This window comes from Streptomyces sp. NPDC050388 (assembly GCF_040655635.1).
Lineage (GTDB): Bacteria > Actinomycetota > Actinomycetes > Streptomycetales > Streptomycetaceae > Streptomyces.
Genome location: NZ_JBFAKH010000003.1, coordinates 56,132 through 71,842, shown reverse-complemented (window position 1 = coordinate 71,842; position 15,711 = coordinate 56,132). Strand labels below are relative to the sequence as shown.

The following is a 15,711-nucleotide window of genomic DNA, read 5'->3' as shown; positions in this document are numbered from 1 at the left end:
ATCACACCCTGTCGAGAACGAAGTCGTAGGTGACCTCGCGGCCGGCGCCGCCCTCCACCGGGGTGGGGTCGAGGATCAGCTCGGGCTTGACGGCGGTGGCGATGTCGTCGGCGACATGGGTGCCGCCCTTGAAGTACAGCTGGGTGGTGATGAGCTGGTGACCCGGTGCCGACACCTTCAGGTGGAGGTGCGCCGGGCGCCAGGCGTGCCAGCCGGCGGCGGCGATGAGCTTGCCGCAGGAGCCGTCGGTGGGGATCTGGTACGGAGCGGGCTCCACTGTGTTGATCCTGAAGTTGCCCTGGTCGTCGGCGACCACGGTGCCGCGCAGGTTCCACTCGGGCAGACCCGGTGCGAACTGTGAGTAGAAGCCCTCGTCGTCGGCGTGCCAGATCTCCACCGTCGCGCCGGCGAGCGGGGTGCCGTCCACGGACCTGACCTGGCCCTGGAAGAGCAGCGGGGTGCCCTTCTCGTCGTCCCGCATGGGCAGGGTGGCTTCCGCGGGCAGACGCGGGGCGTCAGCCACGTAGTACGGACCCTCGATGCTGCCCTTGCTGCCCTCGCGGTGCTCGCCTGCCACCTCCTCGACGGCGTGCTCCACCCACACGTCCAGGAAGAGCGGCCACTCGCCGTCCTCGCCGACCTGGATCATCCACGCCTTGAGGGCGTTGTACTCGTCGTACGTCACCTTGTGGCGGCGGACGATGTCATGGGCGGCGGTGAGCAGTTCGGTGGCGAGCATGTCCACACGCGCGGTGTCGGTGTGGACGTCGCCGGCGCTCACCCGGGCGCGGAACTGCTCGGTGGCGGCGGCTCCGGAGCCGGCTGCGGTGGCCTGCTGCTCGGCGATGGTCTCGGTCATGGTTTTCGTCCCTCGAAATCGTGGCTCAGTGGTCCTGGCGGTAGCGGTGGAGTTTGTCGGGATCGATCTCGATGCCGAGTCCGGCGCCCTCACGCACGCGCAGGGTGCCGTTCTCGATGGTCAGTGGCTCGGTGAGCAGGTCGTCGCTCATGTCGAGGAAGTTGGACAGCTCGCCGGCGTGGCGGCAGGCCGAGCGGTGTGCGGCGCCGAAGGCAACCGAGCACAACGTGCCGATCTGGCCGTCGATCTGATTTCCCATCACCACTGGTACGCCCAGCCCCTCGCACTGGTGCAGGACACGTTGGGAGGCGGTGAAGCCGGTGCGGGCGGTCTTGACGCTGATGGCCGTCGCGGAGCCGCCGAGGACCTCGCGGGTCACCTCCGCGGCGCTGGTGGCGCTCTCGTCGGCGATGAACAGCACCGGGCTCCGGGCGACCAGCCAGCGCCGGCCGAGTACGTCGTCGGCGGGGCACAGCTCCTCGGCGAAGGTCAGCCCGAGGTCGGCGGTCTCGTGCAGGACACGGGCGGCCTCCTGCGCGGTCCAGCCCCGGTTGCCGTCGATGTAGAGCTCGACGTCCGGGCCGAGCGCCTCACGCAGGGCCCGGCAGGCCGCCACGTCGTCGGCGTAGGGCCGGCGGCCGACCTTCACCTTGAAGGTGGTGATGCCGTGGGTGTCGCGGATCCGTTCGGCCTCGGCGACCATCTCGTCGGCGGGTGCGAAGCCCACCATGTGGCTGACCCGCATGCGGTCGGTGTAGCCGCCGAGCAGTCCGGACACCGGCAGTCCGGCCAGCTGGCCGAGGATGTCCCACAGCGCCATGTCGACGGCGGCCTTGGCGGTCGGGTTGCCGACGGTGCGGTCGAGGCGTTCGTGGACCGTCTCCCGCTCCAGCGGCGTCAGTCCGAGGATCTGCGGCTCGAAGATCCGGCGGATCACCGCGACGATCGACTCCTGTGTCTCGCCGTAGGTGTACGGGCGCGGCGGCGCCTCGGCGGTGCCGACCAGGCCGTCGTCGGTGTGCACCCGGACCAGGACGTGGTCGGCGGTGTGCACCTCACCGCTGGCGAAGCGCAGGGGCTTCGTGTACGGGATGGCGAAGGGAATGGCCTCCACCCGGGCGATCTTCATGCCACTCCTTCGGATCTTCCGGTTCCTTCGAACCCTTCGAGCCCTTCGAGGAACACGTGGTTGCGCTCCAGCACGCCGAGCAGGTTCCGCAGCAGCGGCGAGGTGTCGTCCTGGCGCCACGCGAGGTCGAGCCGGACGCTCAGCGCGTCCTCGATCTCCTTGCACAGCACGCCCTCGCGGGGCGCGGAGCGGATCGAGTCGGGCAGCACCGCGATGCCCAGGCCCGCGGCGACCAGTGCCAGCGCGGCGGAGGTCTCGGTGACCTCGTAGGCGCGGTGCGGATAGAAGCCGGCAGCCAGACAGGTGCGGACGACGGCGTCGTTGACGACGGAGCCGAGGCCGGCCCCGTACAGGACGAAGTCCTCGTGCCGCAACTGCTCGACGCGGACGGTGTCGGCCTCGGCGAGCCAGTGCTGTTCGGGCACGGCGAGGACCAGGGGCTCGGTGGCGATGGCGCGGTGTTCGATGCCTTCCTGGCGGACCGGGGGCCGCAGGACGCCGATGTCAAGGCGGCGTTCGATCAGCCCCGCTTCCTGTGCGGGCGTGAGCATCTCGGTGTGCACCTCCAGCATCACTTGGGGCATCTCGCGCTTCATCAGCCGTGCGAGAGCGGGTAGTTGTCGGTACGAGGCGGAACCGGTCAGGCCTATCCGCAGGACGCCTTCGGCACCCGAGGCGAACCGCGCCACCCGGGCGACCGCCTCGTCGACGGCCGCCAGGACGCGCTCCGCATCGGTGCGGAACACCTCGCCGGCGCCGGTCAGCGCGACCTGCCGGGTGGTCCGGGTGAACAGCTCCACTCCCAGTTCCGTCTCCAGGCGACGGATCGCCTGGGAGAGCGGGGGCTGGGCCATGTGCAGCCGCTCCGCGGCCTTTCCGAAATGCCGGGTCTCGGCGACGGCCACGAAATACCGGAGATGCCTGAGTTCCACCCAGTCGCCCCTTTCTATTACCGGGGGCTTCGGGCAGCCCCAGCGTAGGGAGCCATTCCCATACCACACAAATACCTGGTTCCAGGCCATTGAGACGGCCGAGATATCAATACCCCCCTGGGTCAACCCTGGGGAAATGCCTGGGGCCGACTCTTCACCGCGCTGCCATGGTGCTGCAAAGCGGCCGTCACACGCCGTTGCCGACCGGAGTCACCGGTCGGCGGGACACGGAAAGCAGCGGAGGGACGGACCATGACGGAGGACCTCAGCCGGGCGCGGACCCTCCTCGAGAACGCTCTCGAGGAGGACCCCGACAACGGTGTGTACCGGGTACGCCGCAGCGTGTTCACCGACGAGGAGCTCTTCGAACTGGAGATGCGGCACATCTTCGAGGGCAACTGGGTCTATCTGGCGCACGAGAGCCAGATCCCGGAGGTCGGGGACTACTTCACCACCCACATCGGCCGTCAGCCCGTGGTCGTCTCCCGTGACAAGCAGGGCGAGCTGCACTGCCTGGTCAACGCGTGCAGCCACCGCGGGGCGATGCTGTGCCGTCGCAAGACCGACAACCGCACCACCTTCACCTGCCCGTTCCACGGCTGGACGTTCAGCAACAGCGGCCGGCTGCTGAAGGTCAAGGACCCGCGGGAGGCCGGCTATCCCGAGCAGTTCGACAAGGACGGCTCGCACGACCTGACCAGGGTCGCCCGCTTCGAGAACTACCGCGGTTTCCTCTTCGGCAGCCTGAACCCGGACGTCAAGCCGCTCACCGAGCACCTGGGGGACGCCGCGGTCGTCATCGACATGATCGTCGACCAGTCCCCGGAGGGCCTGGAGGTGCTGCGCGGCTCCTCCACGTACACCTACGACGGCAACTGGAAGCTCCAGGCGGAGAACGGCGCCGACGGCTACCACGTCTCCGCCACCCACTGGAACTACGCCGCCACCCAGGCCCGCCGCACCTCCGGCGAGTCGAAGAACGACACGAAGACCATGGACGCGGGCGGCTGGGCCAAGCAGAAGGGCGGCTACTACTCCTTCGACCACGGCCACCTGCTGCTCTGGACACACTGGCTCGACCCCGCGAACCGTCCCCTGTACGACCGGCGCGACGAGCTGGCCGAGCGGGTCGGACCGGAGCGCGCCGACTGGATGATCGGCGTCTCCCGCAACCTGTGCCTGTACCCGAACATGTACCTGATGGACCAGTTCAGCTCGCAGATCCGGCACTTCCGGCCGATCTCCGTGGACCGGACCGAGGTCACCATCTACTGCATCGCCCCCAAGGGCGAGGCGCCCGAGGCGCGCGCCCGGCGCATCCGGCAGTACGAGGACTTCTTCAACGCCACCGGCATGGCCACCCCGGACGACCTGGAGGAGTTCCGCTCCTGCCAGAAGACGTACCGGGCCGACGCCGCCCCCTGGAACGACTTCAGCCGCGGCGCCGTGCACCGCGTCGACGGCCCCGACGAGGACGCCGAACGCATCGGCATCCATCCGCTCGCCAGCGGTGTCCGCACCGAGGACGAGGGGCTCTACCCCATCCAGCACGGCTACTGGGTCGAGACCCTGCGCAAGGCCCTGGGGGTGGCGAAGTGACCACGGCGACCGAGTCGATCACCCTCGAAGGCATTCGCCGGTTCCTCTACCGCGAGGCCCGCCACCTCGACGACCGCGAGTTCGAGAAGTGGCTGGAGTGCTACCACCCGGACTCCGAGTTCTGGATGCCGGCCTGGGCCGACGACGACACGCTCACCACCGACCCGCAGCGCGAGATCTCGCTGATCTACTACCCGAGCCGGGCCGGCCTCGAGGACCGCGTCTTCCGCATCCGCACCGACCGCTCCAGCGCCACCAGCCTGCCCGAGCCGCGCACCGGCCACAACATCACCAACGTGGAGATCACCGGCACGGACGGCGACCGGGTGGACGTGCGGTTCAACTGGTTCACCCTCTACTACCGCTACCAGCACACCGACACGTACTTCGGCACGTCGTTCTACACGCTCGACGTCTCCGGGTCCGAGCCGCTGATCACCCGGAAGAAGGTCGTCCTCAAGAACGACCGCGTGCACCACGTGGTCGACATCTACCACCTCTGAGCGCGGTTCCGGCCCCCACAGCCCGTGAGCACGGCTCCGGACCCCCAACCAGTACACGCGGCCCCGGCCGCCCGCCCCGCAACCTGAAACGAGCAGCAGCATGTCCTTCCAGGTCGCCCTGAACTTCGAGGACGGCATCACCCGGTTCATCGAGTGCCGCCCGGACGAGACCGTCGCCGAAGCCTCCTACAAGGCCCGCATCAACATCCCCCTCGACTGCCGCGACGGGGCCTGCGGCACCTGCAAGTCGCTGTGCGAGTCCGGCGGTTACGACGGCGGCGACTACATCGACGAGGCGCTGACCGAGGACGAGGCGGCGGCCGGCCACTGCCTGCCCTGCCAGATGACGCCGCGGTCCGACCTCGTCCTGCGCATCCCCGCCACCTCGGCCGCCGCGAAGACCGGCCCGGCCACGCACACCGCCACCGTCGCCGCCGTCAAGCAGCACTCGGCCACCACCGTCGAGTTCGCGCTCGACGTGGACGACCGCGACGCGCTGGACTTCCTCCCCGGCCAGTACGTCAACATCGCCGTGCCCGGCACCGACCAGACCCGCTCGTACTCCTTCAGCTCCGGACCGACGCAGAAACAGCTGTCGTTCCTGGTCCGCACCGTCCCCGGCGGCGCGATGTCCGGCTACCTCGCGGAGCGGGTCCGGGCCGGCGACCGGGTCGAGTTCACCGGTCCGATGGGCAGCTTCTACCTCCGTGAGACGGTCCGGCCCGCCCTGCTGCTCGCGGGCGGCACGGGCCTCGCCCCGCTGCTGTCGATGCTGGAGCAGCTGGCGCGGAAACCTCCGGCGCACCCCGTCCACCTGCTCTACGGCGTCACCACCGACCAGGACCTCGTCCATCTGGACACCCTGGAGGACTACGCGGAGGTCATCCCCGGCTTCACCTTCGACCACTGCGTCGCCGACGCCGCGAGCAGTGCCCGCAACAAGGGCTTCGTCACCGGCCTGATCGACTCCTCGACCCTGCACGACGGTGACGTCGATGTCTACCTGTGCGGGCCGCCCGCCATGGTCGAGGCGGTACGCGGCCACATCACCGCCCTCGGGGTGACCCCGGCGAGCTTCCACTACGAGAAGTTCACCCCGGCCACCGTGCGCGCGACCGCGGAGGCGGCATGAGCACGGCCACCATCCACACCGACCGGTTCGCCGGGAAGCGGGCCGTGGTCACCGGTGCGGCACAGGGAATCGGACTGGCCGTGGCCCGCCGGCTGGCCGCCGAGTCCGCCGCGCTGGTCCTGGTCGACCGCTCCGATCTGGTACGGGAGGCCGCCACCGAGCTGAGGGCCGAGGCGGTGACGGCCGACCTGGAGACGTACCCGGGGGCCGAGGACGCCCTCGGCCGGGCCCGCGCCGCCCTCGGGGGCGTGGACGTCCTGGTCAACACGGTGGGCGGGGCGATCCAGTTCAAACCGTTCACCGAGTTCACCGCCGAGGAGGTCCAGGCGGAGGTGACCCGCTCCCTGCTCCCGGCACTGTGGTGCTGCCGGGCCGTCCTCTCCACCATGGTCGCGCAGGGCGGCGGCACCATCGTCAACGTCTCCTCGGCCGCCACCCGCGGCATCCACCGCATCCCGTACTCGGCGGCCAAGGGCGGGGTCAACGCCCTCACCGCCTCCCTCGCCCTGGAGTACGCGGACGCCGGCGTCCGGGTGGTCGCCACGGCCCCCGGCGGCACCGACGCGCCTGCGCGCCGCATTCCGCGCGGGACGCCGCCGCGTCGTACCGAGCGGGAGGAGCAGTGGTTCCAGGCGCACATCGACCAGACCGTCGCGTCCTCCCCGATGAAGCGGTACGGCACCCTCGACGAGCAGGCCGCGGCGATCTGCTTCCTGGCCTCCGACGAGGCGTCCTACATCACCGGCACCGTCCTGCCCGTCGCCGGCGGGGACCTGGGGTGAGGGCTGAACGTGGTGCGGAGCACGGTGTTAGCGTGCCGGTCCATGGATGACCGCCCCGAGCAGCAGCGGCGTCTGGTCGGGCGGGTCGGCGAGTGCGCCGCGCTGACCCGCACGATCGACGCCGCCCACGCCGGCCGGCCCTCCCTCGTACTCGTCGAGGGCGCGGCGGGCATCGGCAAGACGGCTCTGGTCGATCACGTGCTGGGGTCACGAGAGGCCTGCGCGGTCCTGCGCGTCGCGGGCGTCTCCTGGGAGACGGACCTGCCGCTGGGCGTCGCACGGCAGCTGCTGCGCGCCGACGACGACGCCCCGCGGTCGGTGCTGGAGACGGGCCGACTGCTGCACCGTCGGTGGGCGGCCCGCCAGGAACACGCCCCGCTGCTGGTGGTCGTGGACGACGCCCACTGGGCCGACGTGGAGAGCCTGCGCGCGCTCCGGTCCGCGGTACGCCGGATGGCCGACGAGCGCGTCCTCGTGGTCCTCGTCGCCCGGGACGAGATGCACGAGGTGACGGGGCCTCACGAGGAGCCGTCCCCGTCGGTGCTGCGCACCCTGGAGTTCCTCGACGGCTGCCGTGACGACGCCGTGCGCCCCGGCCCGCTGTCCCCCGAGGGGGTCAGGACGCTGGCCCACGACACCTGCGGCCTCACCCTGGCACTGCCCGCCGCCCGCCACCTGGGCCGGCACACCGGGGGCAACCCCCGCCACACCGTCCAGCTGCTACGCGAACTGCCCCGTGAGACCTGGCAGGACTGGCGTCCCGAGCTGCCCGCCCCCGCCCGGCACACCTCGGTGGTCCGGCACCGGCTGGCCGGCTGCGGCGAGGCGGCGCGACTGCTGGTCCAGGCGTGCGCCGTGCTGGGCGACGATGCCGCGCTGTCCGAGGCCGCCGTCCTGGCCGGTGTCACCGATCCGCTGCCCGCCGTGGACGAGGCCCGCACGGCCGGACTGCTGACCGCCACCGTCGACCCCGGCCGGATGCTGCTGTCCGTCACCCACCCGCTGGTCCGGGCCGCCGTCCTGACCACGATGGGCCTGACCCGCCGCGCCGAACTGCACCGCGGTGCCGCGGCCGGCACCGAGGACCGCGGTAGGCAACTGGCGCACCAGGTCGCCGCGACGACGACGTCCGACGAGACGCTGGCCGGGGAACTCGACCGGTTCGCGGGCGAACACGCCCGCGCCGGTCAGTGGTCGGCCGTCGCCGACCTCCTGGTCCGCGCCAGCCGTCTCAGCCCCGACCGCGCCGCCCGCGAGGACCGGCTGCTGCGGGCGGTCGACGCCATGGTCGCCGCCGGCGACGTACCGCAGGCGGCGGTGTTCGCCGGGGAGTTGGAGAGCTTCCCGGCCGGCACCCTGCGCGAGGTCGTGCTGGGCTATCTGGCCATCATGCGCGGGCGCCCCTCGGAGGCCGAGGCGTTCCTGACCCGGGCCTGGGACCAGTGCGACCGGCGGCTGCACCCCGAGCTGACGGCCCGGATCTGCCAGCGCCGGGTGCTGCACGCGCTGGGCCGCTGGGACGGGGACGCCCTGGTGGCCTGGGCCCGCCGGGCCGTGGAACTGGCCGGCCCCGACGGTCCCGACGATCCCTCAGTCATCGAGTCCGAGGCCGTCCTCGGCCTCGGACTCGCGGTGAGCGGCCGCCCCGAGGAGGCGGTCGCCGCGTACGAGGCGGCCGCGGCCCAGCTGCCCGGCGGTGCCCAGCCACAACGCTTCCAGTTGGGGCGGGGTTGGATCGACCTCGCCCTGGACGTCCCGGAGGCCGCCCGCCGCCGGCTCGAGGCCGCGGTACCCACCGGCTACCGGCGGGGGTCCACCCGCATCTCCCTGTGGGCCCAGGGTTGGCTGGCCCGTACGCAGTTCGCACTGGGGGCCTGGACGGAGGCCCTGGAGACGGTGGAGCGGGCCGCCGCCCGGCTCGCCGAGGTCCGCATCGAACTCGTCCGCCCGCTGGTGCACTGGACCGCCGCCGAGATCCACGCCCTGCGCGGCGACTGGGAAGCGGCCGAGCGGCACCTGAACGCGGGGGCCGCCGCTCCACACCAGTACGAGGTCATGCTCGTCCCGGCCTGCCTGGCCCGCGCCCAGGTCGCCGAGGCGCGCGGCGAGTACGACCGCGTGGTGGAGGCCCTGGCCCCCCTCGCCCAGCTGCCGTCCCGCCGCTCGGTCGACGAGCCGGGGTTCTGGCCCTGGCAGGGGGTGTACGCCAACGCCCTGGTGATGACCGGCCGACTGGACGAGGCCGAGGCCTTCCTGGTCCCCTGCGAGGAACTCGCCGCCCGCCGCGGCCACCGCTCGACCCTGGCCCGCCTGGGTCTGGCCCGGGGCCGGCTCACCGGGGCGCGGGGCGACATCGACACCGCCCGCACCCAGTTCGAACGGGCCCTCACCCGCCTCGAACCACTACCGCTCCCCTACGACCGGGCCAGGGTCAACTTCTCCTACGGCCAGACCCTGCGCCGCGCCGGCAAACGCCGCGAGGCCGGCACCGTCCTGGCCAACGCCCGCGACACTTACGTCACCCTGGGCGCCCGCACCTACGTCGAACGCTGCGACCGCGAACTCCAGGCGGGCGGCGTCCACACCGCCGCCCGGGCCACCCCGGGCATGTCCCGCCTCACGGCCCAGGAACAGGCAGTCGCCCGCCTGGTCGCCACGGGCGCGACGAACAAGCAGGCCGCGCTGGAGCTGTACATATCGGTGAAGACGGTCCAGTACCATCTCACCCACATCTACTCGAAGCTCGGCATCCGCTCCCGCAGCGAACTCGCGGCCCGCTTCAAGGAACCATCGGGCACCTCGACACCTTGATCCCCATCGGCCGAAGCAACCGACCTCGGCCTCGTGGGCCCGGTAGGCCCTCAGGGGGCGGATTCAAGGGGGCGTGCCTTCCTCGTTGTCGCCGTGCCGGGCAGGTCAGCCCGCGGTGATCCGCCGTCCGGCGGATGCCCCGGCCGCCGGACCGCACGGCCGGGAGAAGATCTGATCGTGAGCTCCCCGCTGGCGGAGGCCGTCTCCGTCGTTCTGCTCCTGGCGGTGCTGGCGTGCGCCGTCGTCCGCCCGTTCGGCTGGCCGGAGGCGGTCGTCGCCGTCCCGGCCGCGGGCGTGGTCATCGCCACCGGAGCGATCTCGCTGGACCACGCCCGCGACGAGGCCGCGCGGCTCGGACCGGTGGTCGGCTTCCTCGCCGCCGTCCTGGTCCTGGCCCAGCTCTGCGACGACGAGGGCCTGTTCCACGCGTGCGGAGCGTGGATGGCCCGTACCGCGGCAGGTCGTCCGCGCCGCCTGCTGGTCCAGGTGTTCGCAGCCGCGTCAGTGATCACCGCGGTGCTCAGTCTGGACGCCACCGTCGTGCTCCTCACCCCGGTGGTCTTCGCCACCGCCGCCCGGCTCGGCGCCCGGCCCAAGCCGCACGTCTACGCCTGCACCCACCTGTCGAACACCGCCTCGCTGCTGCTGCCGGTCTCCAACCTCACGAACCTGCTCGCGTTCGCCGCCAGCGGACTGAGTTTCACCCGCTTCGCCGCCCTGATGGCCCTGCCCTGGCTGGTCGCCATCACCGCCGAGTACGTGGTCTTCCGCCGGTTCTTCGCCACCGACCTGGACGCCGGAGCCCGGACTCCCCCCACCGCCGAACCCCGTGAGCTGCCGGTCTTCGCCCTGGTCACCGTGGCCTGCACGCTGGCCGGGTTCGTCCTGACCTCAGCCCTCGGAGTCAACCCCGCCTGGGCGGCCTTCGCCGGCGCCGTCGTGCTGGCCGTGCGTGCTCTGGCGCAGCGCCGTACCGGGCCCACCGCCCTCGTGCGCGCCGTCGCGGTCCCGTTCCTCGTCTTCGTCCTGGCCCTGGGCATCGTGGTCCGCGCGGTCGTCGACAACGGCCTCGCCGCCGGCCTGGGCCATCTCGTTCCGGGCGGAAACGGCTTCGCGGCCCTGCTCGCCGTCGCGGCGCTGGCCGCGGTGCTGGCGAACCTCATCAACAACCTGCCCGCCGTGCTGGTGCTGCTGCCACTGACCGCACCGTCCGGGCCCGGTGCCGTCCTCGCGGTGCTGCTCGGAGTGAACATCGGACCCAACCTCACCTACGCCGGTTCCCTGGCCACCCTGTTGTGGCGGCGCATCGTGCACGAACACGACAGTGACGTCGGACTCGGCGAGTTCACCCGGCTCGGTCTGTGCACCGTACCCGCCGCCCTGCTGCTCGCGGTGCTGGCACTGTGGGCCTCACTCACCGTCATCGGAGGCTGATCACCGTGAGAGTCATCGCCTGGATCACCGAGGGCACCTGGCCCTCCTGCGTCGACGCCGCCCGCAGTCACGCCCCCGAGGCCGCCGACATCGTGCTGCTGCACGTCACCGGCCCCGAAGCCCCCGGCGCCGCACACGGCGCCTTCGCCGGGCTGCTCGGCCGTGGCCGTCCCGAACGCGATCCCGGCACGGCGGTCGAGCACCTGGCCACCGCCTCCGCCGAGCGGCTCCTCGCCGAAGCCGCGCAGCGCCTGGCACGTCCCTGTGACCGTGTCGAGCGCACCGGTCGCGTCGAGCGGGAAGTCGTGGCCGCCGCCGAAGGCGCCGACCTGCTCGTCCTCGCCCGCGACGGCGACCGCACCCGTCTCGGACCCCGCAGTCTCGGCCCCGCCGGCCGCTTCGTCGTCGACCACGCCCCCTGCCCCGTCCTCCTCGTCTGGCCCGAAACCGCCCCCGACGTCACCACGCTCCCGCCACCGCCACCCCACCCGCCCCGCCACCGGTAGCCGCGAGCACCGGGCAGGGTTCGTGGTCTTCCCGGGCGCCGACAGTGGTCTCCCTGGGCGCTGCTTCCGCCCGCCCGGCTCGCGCCCGGCGCACCGGCCGTCAGGACCAGTGTCTTTGAGCCACTTCGATCCGCTGATGGATGTGCGCCGCACACATCGCCAGTGTTCTCGTGTCACCTCTACTGTTCCGCTACCGCACGGACCGGCGCCTTGACCGGACCGCAAGCCCCAGGGAGCAGATGCACATGATGCGAGCCCGTCAACGTGTCCTCCGGTGGTCCCCCGCCTTGATCCTCTCCGTCCTGGTGGCCCTGCTGACGTCGGCAGGTACCGCCCAGGCCGCCACCCCCCACACGGTTCCCCCGGTGTCGGGCAGTCTCACCCGCCACAACGTATCCGGCGTGTACGTCTCCGGAATCTCCTCCGGGGGCTACATGGCCGGTCAGCTGCACGTCGCCCACTCGAAGAAGATCAAGGGCGCGGCGATCTTCGGGGCGGGACCGTACTACTGCGCCCAGAACAACGTCTACCAGGCCCTGTACGGCTGCGGGGACAACCTCTACCCCACCTATACGAGCACTCTGACCTCGAGGGCTTCCCTCTGGTCCTCCTACGGGTGGATCGACCCGGTCGGCAACCTGTCCGGCAGCCCCGTGTACCTCTACCACGGCAAGAACGACACCACGGTGAAGCCCTCGGTCGGCGATGCCGGGAAGGCCTTCTACCAGCACTTCGGCGCGAACGTGACCTACGACAACACCTCCGCGGCGGGGCATTCCTGGGTCACCCCGTACGGGCCGAGCAGCTGCACCGCGAACAGCGCGCCGTACATGAACGACTGCGGCACCGATCCCCAGAGAGCACTGCTGCAGAAGCTCTTCGGCTCGGTCTCCTCCCCCAACACCGGGCCGCTGACGGGCAAGCTCATCAAGTTCGGGCAGAGCACCCACGCCGTCAACGGAATGGCGAGCACCCTGAGCATGGGCAGCTCCGGATTCGCCTACGTCCCCAAGTCCTGTGAGTCGGGGCAGAGCTGCCGCTTGATGGTTTCCCTGCACGGCTGCAAGCAGGGGTACGACACGATCGGCACGACCTTCGTCGACCGCGCCAACCTCAACCAGTACGCCGACAACAACAAGATGATCGTCCTGTATCCGCAGGCCACGTCGTCCTACGTGAACCCCAACGGGTGCTGGGACTGGTGGGGCTACCTCGGCGCCACCAACTACCCCATCCAGGGCGGCGCCCAGGTCGAGACCATCATGAACATGGTCACCGCACTCGGCGGGTGAGGCCCACGCGCCGGGGCGGGCCGGTACCGCAGGCCCACCCCGGCGTGTCGGCGCTCTCGGGGAACGCGCACCCGAGCCGACGGCAGAAGGCGACGGAGGCGGCCGTGCCGGAGACGACCATCCCGATGGCACGGACGCCGGCGTCCGGCGTCCGGTTGGATGGACGCATGGTCCGTACCGTGCGCCCACTGCTGCCGCTGCTGCTCGCTCCTCTGCTCCTCGCTCCTCTGCTGCTCACCGCCTGCGGCAGTGAGTCGGGGCAGCCGCGGGACACCGACGCTCCCGCCGCCGAACTCGTCACCCGTGCGAGGGCGTTGGGCATCGCCCCGGAGCTCGTCTACGTCATCGGGGCACCCGGGTTCGCACTCGCCCGGCAGTCCGTCGGGGTGTACGGCGGGGACGGTTTCTCCGCCACGTACGTCTCGCGGCAGGAAGGCGGGCAACTGCGGCTGTACGTCGACCGGGGCACGATGTCCGCCTCCGACTGCGCCGAGGGGCAGCAGACGTGCGAGTCGGACGGGGAGGGAGTCTGGTACCGCTCCGGTCGGGGGACGCACGAGTACGCCGTGGTGAAGGAGGACCACGTCGTACGGCTCGAGGGCGATGCGGGCGTCTCCCGCGACGTCCTGCGTGAGGCGGCACGGGACGCCCGCCGGCCGTCCGGTGAGGAGGCCGCCGAGCTGCTGCCGTCCGCGCCCGCCGGCGGCGCGGCGCCGTCCGAACCCGTCGAGCGCGGCGATCTGCCGCCGGCCGGGGACGGGGCGCCCCGCAACGACGTGGACGCGGGCGGCTGAGGGGAGGGCGGGCCGGTCTGCACGGGATCGGACGCATGTGGGCCCCCGCGCTCCTCGTCCGCACCCGCACCCGCACCCGCACCACCGGCTACCGGCTACCGGCTACCGGCACGACTCCATCCCGGCCGGCGTCACCGCCCTGCGCACCCTCGGCGGCTTCGACGTCGACGCCACCGGTGATCACCCCTTGCAGGAGGAGTAGACGTCCAGGTCCTGCGGGTCGGGACGGAAGCGGTTCTCCCAGTCACCGGGGTAGGCGGCGACCAGCGCGGGCAGTTGGACCTTGACGTCACTGGCCCACTCCTCGGTGAGGTACGTGCGCAGGGCTTCCCGGAGCTCGGCGCAGAACTCCGGCCGGCCCTCCCGCAGCCCGACGCCGTACCGGTTGATGGTTCCGAACGAGACGTCGCGAACCACCTTGAGGGGCACCTTGCTGCTCTTCTGCTGCTCCACGTATCCGTAGAGCAGTGCCTCGTCGGTGAACACCGCGTCGATGTCGCCCTGCTGGAGCTTGCGCACACAGGTCGAGTAGTCGATCTCGATGTGCGGTGTCGTGCCGACGGGCAGCTGTGCGACGGCCGACGTCGAACCCGCGACCGTGCAGACCACCTTGCCCGCCACGTCCTTCTCGCTCCTGATGCCCCGGTAGTCCTCGCGGACCAGGAAACCCTGCTTGGTGACGAAGTAGGGGCCCACGAAGTCGACCTGCTCGTCCCGCTGCGGGGTGATGGAGTAGGTGGCGATGACCAGCTCCGACGCCGACGACTCGTCGTCGAGTTCCTGCTCCCGCTCGGCGGACACCACGTCGTGGAACTTCGGTTCAAAGCCGAGCCGCTCTCCGAGGTAGGCGGCCAGGTCGACCTCGAAGCCGCGATCGGTGTGCTGGCTGTGGAGGTTGAAGCCCGGCTGGTCGTTCTTGCCGCCGATGTGGACGGTGCCGGTGGGGGACTTCTCGCCACCCCCGCAGGCCGCGGCGGTGAGCGACAGCAGGGCGGCCGCCGCGATCCGTGTGTACCGGTGGAGTGAGGGGCGGCGGGAGCGCGGGCGGCGCGGAGCGTGCGTCATGACGGTCACGGGCCTTTCCTAATCATCCAGTTGCGCCGAAGCGACGGACAGGTCCAGTTCGCAACCCTGCTCCGCACCGAGTCGGACGGACAGTTCGATGGCGGTCACCCCCGGTCCCAGGGCGAAGGCGAACTCCGTGCCGGCGGCTCCGGTCCGGACCTGGTTCTTTCCGGCACTCGACTTGAGGGTCACGGTCAACTCGCTGCCGGGCGCGCACATCGGAGCGGCTGGGTCGTGCTGGACCAGGGCGAAGGTGACGCTCAGCCGCGGCCGGGGGTCGTCGGTGCGCACGGAGGCGACGACGGTCTCGCCGTGCACCAGGGGATGGTCGGGGTCGAGTTCGAAGCGGTGCGTCACGTCCACGGGACGGCTCTCCAGGAACGCCCACGTGCCCCAGGCCGGCAGTCCCACGGCCAGGACGGCCAGCGGAATCACCACGAGGACGAACGGCGGCCACAGCGACGGCTCCCCGTCCGTGTTCCGGCGCCCGATGAGGGGCAGCATGCCGGTGCTGAAAGCCAGCAGGGCCCCGGCCGTCACAGCGACCACCGCGGGATCCCCGCCGAGTGCCAGCCAGACGGCACCCGCCCCGAGGACGGTCACGAGATCGGCCACGAGCATCAGGACGAGCCCCCGCGTGTCCACGAGGGCGGCGCGCACCCGCTCGGCCGCGCGCCTGAGCCACCCGGAAGGCGGCGGAGCGGAGTCGTTCGATCCGTCCGCCTGCGCCGACACCCCCTGTGTGGCGTTGGTCACATCATTGTTCACGAGGGCAGCATAGGGGTGCACGGAGTAACACAACAGGATTTTCCGGAAAGATGGTTGAAGGCAGCACGACGCACCTCTTGTCATGATCCGGTGTGCTATGGGCGG

At 71.4% G+C, this 15,711-nt stretch carries 15 protein-coding genes and 1 pseudogene; 10 read left to right on the top strand and 6 right to left on the bottom strand.

Annotated features, from left to right (window positions below; genetic code table 11):
- Position 1: 1 nt before the first annotated feature.
- The 3 genes from catA to AB0I73_RS02785 are packed head-to-tail and all read right to left on the bottom strand — an operon-like array spanning position 2 to position 2,920.
- Complete coding sequence (catA, locus tag AB0I73_RS02795; protein WP_363033075.1) at positions 2-859, bottom strand: catechol 1,2-dioxygenase; 858 nt, start codon at positions 857-859, stop codon at positions 2-4.
- A gap of 25 nt (positions 860-884) precedes the next feature.
- Positions 885-1,988 carry an enolase C-terminal domain-like protein gene (locus AB0I73_RS02790; RefSeq protein ID WP_363033073.1) on the bottom strand — a complete coding sequence of 368 codons (1,104 nt, stop codon included), beginning with the start codon at positions 1,986-1,988 and terminating at the stop codon, positions 885-887.
- Positions 1,985-2,920, bottom strand: a complete 936-nt coding sequence (locus AB0I73_RS02785; protein WP_363033071.1) for a LysR substrate-binding domain-containing protein — start codon at positions 2,918-2,920, stop codon at positions 1,985-1,987. Before AB0I73_RS02785 ends, AB0I73_RS02790 begins: the two co-directional genes overlap by 4 nt.
- A gap of 252 nt (positions 2,921-3,172) precedes the next feature.
- Here AB0I73_RS02785 and benA point away from each other — a divergent pair, with 252 nt between their 5' ends.
- The 8 genes from benA to AB0I73_RS02745 all read left to right on the top strand — a co-directional run bounded on the left by benA (position 3,173) and on the right by AB0I73_RS02745 (position 12,979).
- Positions 3,173-4,519 (top strand): benzoate 1,2-dioxygenase large subunit, encoded by a 1,347-nt coding sequence (gene benA / locus AB0I73_RS02780; RefSeq protein WP_363033069.1) that lies wholly within the window; start codon positions 3,173-3,175, stop codon positions 4,517-4,519.
- Complete coding sequence (gene benB, locus AB0I73_RS02775) at positions 4,516-5,022, top strand: benzoate 1,2-dioxygenase small subunit (protein ID WP_363033067.1); 507 nt, start codon at positions 4,516-4,518, stop codon at positions 5,020-5,022. Before benA ends, benB begins: the two co-directional genes overlap by 4 nt.
- 100 nt (positions 5,023-5,122) lie before the next feature.
- Positions 5,123-6,154, top strand: coding sequence for a benzoate 1,2-dioxygenase electron transfer component BenC (gene benC, locus AB0I73_RS02770; protein WP_363033065.1), 1,032 nt, complete (start codon positions 5,123-5,125; stop codon positions 6,152-6,154).
- A complete protein-coding gene (gene benD, locus AB0I73_RS02765) occupies positions 6,151-6,936 on the top strand; it encodes a benzoate diol dehydrogenase BenD (protein ID WP_363033063.1) in 786 nt (261 codons plus the stop codon). Before benC ends, benD begins: the two co-directional genes overlap by 4 nt.
- Before the next feature lie 42 nt (positions 6,937-6,978).
- Positions 6,979-9,747, top strand: coding sequence for an AAA family ATPase (locus tag AB0I73_RS02760; RefSeq protein WP_363033061.1), 2,769 nt, complete (start codon positions 6,979-6,981; stop codon positions 9,745-9,747).
- 177 nt (positions 9,748-9,924) lie between these two features.
- Positions 9,925-11,181: an SLC13 family permease gene (locus AB0I73_RS02755; protein WP_363033059.1), complete on the top strand. Its 1,257-nt coding sequence runs from the start codon at positions 9,925-9,927 to the stop codon at positions 11,179-11,181.
- 5 nt (positions 11,182-11,186) lie between these two features.
- Positions 11,187-11,687, top strand: coding sequence for a universal stress protein (locus tag AB0I73_RS02750; RefSeq protein ID WP_363033057.1), 501 nt, complete (start codon positions 11,187-11,189; stop codon positions 11,685-11,687).
- 287 nt (positions 11,688-11,974) lie between these two features.
- A complete protein-coding gene (locus tag AB0I73_RS02745; RefSeq protein ID WP_363033055.1) occupies positions 11,975-12,979 on the top strand; it encodes a PHB depolymerase family esterase in 1,005 nt (334 codons plus the stop codon).
- Between the two features lie 46 nt (positions 12,980-13,025).
- Here the strand turns inward: AB0I73_RS02745 and AB0I73_RS02740 are convergent.
- Positions 13,026-13,148, bottom strand: a pseudogene (locus AB0I73_RS02740) (glyoxalase); the annotation flags it as partial.
- Between AB0I73_RS02740 and AB0I73_RS02735 the strand changes: the two are divergent.
- Both AB0I73_RS02735 and AB0I73_RS02730 read left to right on the top strand, forming a co-directional pair.
- Positions 13,147-13,773, top strand: coding sequence for a hypothetical protein (locus AB0I73_RS02735; RefSeq protein WP_363033053.1), 627 nt, complete (start codon positions 13,147-13,149; stop codon positions 13,771-13,773). The pseudogene AB0I73_RS02740 and the gene AB0I73_RS02735 sit on opposite strands and share 2 nt — an antisense overlap.
- Positions 13,774-13,810: 37 nt before the next feature.
- Positions 13,811-13,975 (top strand): hypothetical protein, encoded by a 165-nt coding sequence (locus tag AB0I73_RS02730; RefSeq protein WP_363033282.1) that lies wholly within the window; start codon positions 13,811-13,813, stop codon positions 13,973-13,975.
- Here AB0I73_RS02730 and AB0I73_RS02725 read toward each other — a convergent pair.
- A complete protein-coding gene (locus tag AB0I73_RS02725; protein ID WP_363033272.1) occupies positions 13,954-14,838 on the bottom strand; it encodes a transporter substrate-binding domain-containing protein in 885 nt (294 codons plus the stop codon). The two genes, AB0I73_RS02730 and AB0I73_RS02725, sit on opposite strands and share 22 nt — an antisense overlap.
- 18 nt (positions 14,839-14,856) lie before the next feature.
- A complete protein-coding gene (locus AB0I73_RS02720; RefSeq protein ID WP_363033052.1) occupies positions 14,857-15,606 on the bottom strand; it encodes a hypothetical protein in 750 nt (249 codons plus the stop codon).
- Positions 15,607-15,711 lie beyond the last annotated feature (105 nt).